The following is a 5815-nucleotide window of genomic DNA, read 5'->3' as shown; positions in this document are numbered from 1 at the left end:
CTGCTATACTACATAAAAAATCAGGCGATCCGGGATAAATATATTTTTCCTCCTAAGCTTAAATCACACTATCGTCTATTGAGAATAAATTGAATTTGGGGGATATATGAAAGGGCGTGTAAAACTTTCAATCGGCGCTGTTTTATTAGTCGTGACATCTTTTCTTGCAACAGCTGATGACTTAAAAGTAGTTGCTTCGGATAATGCGATTATGCAGCAAGAAGATCCGGCAATGCCGACACGCTTGCTAAAAGATGGGACAAAAATAAGCATGCATTTTGGGAATACGGTAATTCCCGGAATACTAAATGACAGTTTTTCAGCACAAGCTTTGATTGAGCGATTGCCTATTACCGTGAGGGTTAATCGTTATAGTCATGATTTTTGCGGTGTAATGGACGATCCGCTGCCTTATCGCGAAGAGGATGAACATTTCGGTTGGCTAAACGGAGATATAGATTTTGCTACCGACGGCAATTATTTTACGATTTTGTTTGAGGATGAAGAAAAATCAGAAATATACGGTTCTCAAATAAATATCGGTGTTATCGATTGTCCTTTAAAAAATATAAGCGATTTGTCAGGTAGTTATGAGGTGCTTATTGAACTTGCAAACTAATCAGCACTGAAAATCATAAGAACGGACATAAAGTATATATTGCAAGAAGAATGTTACTCCTGTATTTTTGACTGCTGCGGCGGCAAGATATGCTGTGTACATGTACGGTAATTTTTAGGTATTACTTAGCATAGCACTAAAATAGTGAACTGAGCATGAATACTAAAATTTCCGGTTACAGCAATTAGTTTTCTAAAATCTTAAAGAGCGGCACAATTTTGATGATAATTTCATCCGGATTGTGTCGCTAAATATTTTAGATTTTGCTCAAAATTTAATGCAGACAGCATAGCCTGAGTGAGAACCTATATTTTAATTTAATCAAAAACTGAATTTTTTACACTTTATTCTTTGTCAAAAGCCTTGTCTCATTAAACTCTGTTTTTACTGAAACATTTAATCATTACAAAATATATCTGAATCTTAGAGAAAAAATATTGTTATCAAATAACAATATCTTATTAACCCAATATAGTGTTTTATTGTATAACATATTGTTATTTATAATAAAACATATGTTTTGAATATCTTTACTGACTGTATGCCATCTACATATTCCGATCATAATTAAAAAGCATAACTTGCTATATAAATATAGTATTTTTCATCAATGGCAAAAATGGATATTCTTTCTTGTGTAGAGCAGTTTTTGCTTAATTTATAAGGAGAAAGCCGTTATGAGTTTTATCAATTCATCATTAAAGCTTTCAATGATATTTGCTTGCGGCACTTGGGGAAGTATTGCTATGGCTCAAGACGTGATAATGACTATAAATGATACTAAATATGTTGTAACTGTTGATGAAAATACTGCGGCAGGTAAATTATTTTTGGAAGTGTTGCCTCTTTCTTTAAATTTTGAAAATTTCGGTTCAAACGAAAGGATTGCTTATCTTCCGCACAAACTTGATATGAATAGTTATGAGGAGCCTATATCGGTAAAGCGCGGCGGTATGACTTATTACGTTCCGTGGGGAAATTTAGCCGTGTTTAGAAAATCATTTTCTTGCAGCGCTGATTTGGCTCCTTTAGGTGCTATGTCTGAGGAGGCAATTTCTGCACTTGAAAAATCAGGATCTGCTGATGTCAGTTTTAAGCTTAAATAATTTAAAAGGAGAAAAATATGTTTAAAAAAGTTTTGGCAGTAAGTATGCTGTTTATTTCTTGCTTAAGCGGTTTCATATCAGCATCAGCTTGCGCCGCTGATTTTTCAAATCATAAAGTTGCGGTGGTCTACTTTACTTTATTACAAAATCGCGAGTTTTCATCAAATGATCCTCAGGCTGATAAAAAGGCCGGAAATGCGGAAATTTTAGCTGATATGATTGCAGAGGGAACCGGAGGTGATTTGTATTCGCTGAAGACAGTCAAGAAGTATCCTTCGGATTATGATGAAACAGTGGATCTTGCTCAAGAAGAGCAGGATGCCAATGCTCGTCCTGAGCTTCAGGAAATTCCTGATATGTCATCTTATGATACGGTCTTTATAAGTTTCCCTAATTGGTGGGGTACTTATCCTGTGGCTGTGGCAACTTTCCTGGATAAGGTCGATTTAAAAGGAAAGAACGTTATTCCGGTATGTACGCACGAAGGCAGCCGCATGGGCAGAAGTCAGAGAGATTTAGAGAATGCTTTGCCTGAAAGCAATGTTCTTGACGGATTTGAAAGACGCGGCGGATCGGTTGCTGATGATGCTGATACCAAAGAAGCGGTAACCGAGTTTTTAAATGAGCTTGAGCTTTAAAAAGCTTTGTCCTTAAATTTATATGCCCGTAATTTTCACTGATTACGGGTTTTTTATTTTAAGTTCAAAATATAATTTTGTGAAATGTTCACCAATTTGTTTTAATTTATTAGATTACAAAATGAAACTGTGACTTTGTTTATTGATTCATCAAACAATTTGATTCAACATTGATAATAGATATTATTGTGTTTCATTGCGTTAGTTTTTTATGTCGGAAAATTCAGCTTTACCGATTTCTATTAAGCGCGGCTTTTGGTCGAGGATATTTTTTGGCAGTTTAGAGCTTATTAACGACAATGTAAATAAAACTGTTATTGTAAAAAGAGGAAAAAATAAAGAATTTATTTTATATTCTGAATTTGCTTTGTTTATTAAGTTAGGAGAAAAGAGTCTTGTATTTAATTTAAAGGATAAAAAGTTACATTTTTTACATTTAAAGAAAAAAGATATTGAGGCTTTTGCTGAAAAGTTAAACTACGATTTAGCATTTTTGATTTACGAAAATTATCATGAGATATTAAATTCTATAGTTAGGTTTAAGTCTGTCTATTTGAAAGATTCACAAACCGAAGAATTTTTATTAAAACGTAATATACTTGTAAAAGTTTTTCAGTATGGCGAAAAATATTTACTTGATTTGCTTACACAAGATGAAAGGTATTTTTATCTTGAAATATTAAAACCTGAGCATATTGATTATGTAAAGAGAATACGCACCATTTGTGAAGATGCGCTTAATGTTAAATATAAAGAATTTTTTGAAAATGCAGAGAATTATACTTTAACTGTTGAACAACGTTTAGCTGTTATTCGTAATAATGATTATAACTTAATTTTAGCTGCAGCAGGTACCGGGAAGACTTCAGTAATAGTTGCCAAGGCATTGTATTTAGTTGTAAGCAAACAAGCGCAGCCTAAAGATATTTTAATTTTAGCTTACAACAAGAATGCTGCCGAAGAATTACGTCAGCGTATAAAAGAGCGAGCTGAGAAGATAGAGCTTGATGTTACTGAGGACTTTAATATTTTTACTTTTCACGCATTAGGTAGAAGCATAATTCAGAATTCAAAGGAACGTACGTATTTAACTAAATTCGAGGAAGATCCTAAAGCCTTGCTGCGATGGGTAGATATGTGGCTGTATTCTTATTTGATATCCGATCCTCAAGCATTAAAGCTGTTTCTGCGTTTATTTATGACGCATATTTCTTTTGACAGCGTGATAAAAAGACATAGTCAGGATCTTGTTGAAACTAAAGAACAAGAAATTTTTGATGAAGAATTGCGCACTTTAAATAATGAACTGGTCAAATCAAAGGAAGAACAGTTTATCGCTAACTGGTTGTTTTTACATTCGGTTCCATATAAGTATGAAGATAACTATGTGGTTAAGCAAAGAGTAGAGGTAGGGTTTGACTATAGGCCTGATTTTCATATATTGAATACTAATATATATCTTGAACATTTCGGAATTGATCGTGAGGGCAACACTAGATCTGATATAGATAAGGAAACTTATAACGAACTTATTTTAAAGAAAAGAGAGCTGCATAAGAAGTACGGTACGGTATTACTTGAAACATACTCGTATGATTTTACGGAAAAAATGATTGAAAACAGACTACATGATTTATTGGTTTCTCATGGCGTAAAAATAGAGGCCAAAAGTTCTGAAGAAATAATTAAAGGTTTAAAAAAGAATGATGCTTTTTTAGAGCAGTTGGAACTTTTTATTAAATGTTTAAAGGCAATTAGGGTTGACAGAATTTCTGAAGAAGAGGTGGTAAATAGATATAAGAATTTTCATATTCCATATCCTGAGTATTATGGTTCATTTTTTAATCGTTTGGTAAGAGATTATTGTGCAGAGTTAGAACAGCAACATGCCATAGATTTTGATGATATGATTTTAAAGGCTACGGATAAAATTAAATCAGGAACTTTTATAAGTCCTTGGAAATATATTTTAATTGATGAGTTTCAGGATATCTCTCTTGCCCGCCTTGAGCTTATAAAGCAAATTATAGCAAAATCTTCGGGATGCGTATTGAATTGTGTCGGTGATGATTGGCAGGCTATATATCATTTTTCTGGTGGTAAACTTGAGGTTACTACTCGTTTTTCTGATTATATAGGAACATATACTTTAACTAAACTTGAAAAAACATATCGATATAACAGCTCTATTGCTCTGATGGCTGGTACTTTTATTCAGGAAAATCCTGAGCAGTTTAGAAAAGATGTGAAAGCTCCTTGTATAGATAATAATCCTCATGTCCATCTTCTTGACTGCCGTGACGGGAACACGTATAAAATACTAGCAGAGCATTTTGTTAAAGAAAACAAAAAATTTCATACCTCTCTTGCTATGGCCAGTAAAGCAATTGAGTTGATAAAAGACATTAAAAATAGAGATCCTAAAGCATCTGTAGCTATTCTTGCCCGATATAACTTTCTTTTAACTCCGTTAATTAAGTTTTTAAAAAATCCGCTAAATTCCCATTTTTATGATATTAAGGACTATTTGAGTTTACAGGATAAGGAAAATATTCATATTTGGACTTTTCATAGAGCCAAAGGACTTGAAGCGGATTATTGCATTCTTTTAGGATTTTCCGGAGGTAAATTCGGATTTCCAAGTCGTATTACAAACAGTGTTTTACTTGATGCTCTGATGCCGCAAACAGATCCTTATCCTTATTCTGAGGAAAGACGATTGTTTTATGTGGCTTTAACAAGAGCTAAAAAAGACAGCTATATCGTTGCAGATCCTTTATTGCCGTCAGTGTTTGTCAATGAAATTTTAAGCCCTAAATATCATTTAGATATACAATCATCCCGTTTTGCATATCAATTCCGTGAGATTTTTAAGTGTCCGTTTTGTAAAAACGGATATTATGAATTGGTTGAAGGCAGATATGGTCCTTATTACCGTTGTACCAGCGGAGTAATATGCAGCAGTCAACCTCGTGTTTGTGAAATTTGTGGAGCTCCGTCTATTGATAAAAAAGAAATTTCCATATGTAAAAATCCGAATTGCCGTCATGCAATAGCTGTATGTGCTTTGTGCGGTCGCAAAATGGTTTTAAGGCAGGGACCGCACGGAAAATTTTGGGGTTGTACGGGGTATGGCTTAAAACAAGATGCGTGCAAATTTACACAAAACTTTGATCGCTTAAATAAAATCTTACACTTATATAACAAGTAAGAGAATTTTCAATAGAATTGTTTTATTCATGCAAACGTCGCATTTAAATTAATAATTTTTAGCAGCTTTTTGAATATTTTTTTGATGTAAGAGAATAAATATATTTATCTGTTACATTTCTTAATTTAATGTTTGTTTTTTATAAAAATATTGCAGTGTTTGCTGATTTTGTCGGATCTTGGTCTTGTGAATTTAAAAATGATCAATAGGGGGTGCGGACAAAATCCTGGACTAAAACCGG

At 33.4% G+C, this 5815-nt stretch carries 4 protein-coding genes; all 4 read left to right on the top strand.

The window, feature by feature from the left end; genetic code table 11:
- Positions 1-106 precede the first annotated feature (106 nt).
- The 4 genes from HMPREF9444_RS03190 (at position 107) to HMPREF9444_RS03175 (ending at position 5574) form a co-directional block, all read left to right on the top strand.
- Positions 107-619 (top strand): cyclophilin-like fold protein, encoded by a 513-nt coding sequence (locus HMPREF9444_RS03190; protein ID WP_009142909.1) that lies wholly within the window; start codon positions 107-109, stop codon positions 617-619.
- A 677-nt stretch (positions 620-1296) separates the two neighbouring features.
- Positions 1297-1725, top strand: a complete 429-nt coding sequence (locus HMPREF9444_RS03185) for a cyclophilin-like fold protein (protein WP_050778989.1) — start codon at positions 1297-1299, stop codon at positions 1723-1725.
- A gap of 17 nt (positions 1726-1742) precedes the next feature.
- Positions 1743-2363, top strand: a complete 621-nt coding sequence (locus tag HMPREF9444_RS03180; protein ID WP_009142907.1) for a flavodoxin — start codon at positions 1743-1745, stop codon at positions 2361-2363.
- A 211-nt stretch (positions 2364-2574) separates the two neighbouring features.
- Positions 2575-5574, top strand: a complete 3000-nt coding sequence (locus HMPREF9444_RS03175; protein ID WP_009142906.1) for a UvrD-helicase domain-containing protein — start codon at positions 2575-2577, stop codon at positions 5572-5574.
- The last annotated feature ends 241 nt before the right edge of the window (positions 5575-5815 follow it).

Origin of the sequence: Succinatimonas hippei YIT 12066 (assembly GCF_000188195.1) — a bacterium.
Classification (GTDB): Bacteria; Pseudomonadota; Gammaproteobacteria; order Enterobacterales; family Succinivibrionaceae; genus Succinatimonas; species Succinatimonas hippei.
Note: the sequence above shows the minus strand (reverse complement) of the source record. Positions and strands in the feature narration are given on the sequence as shown.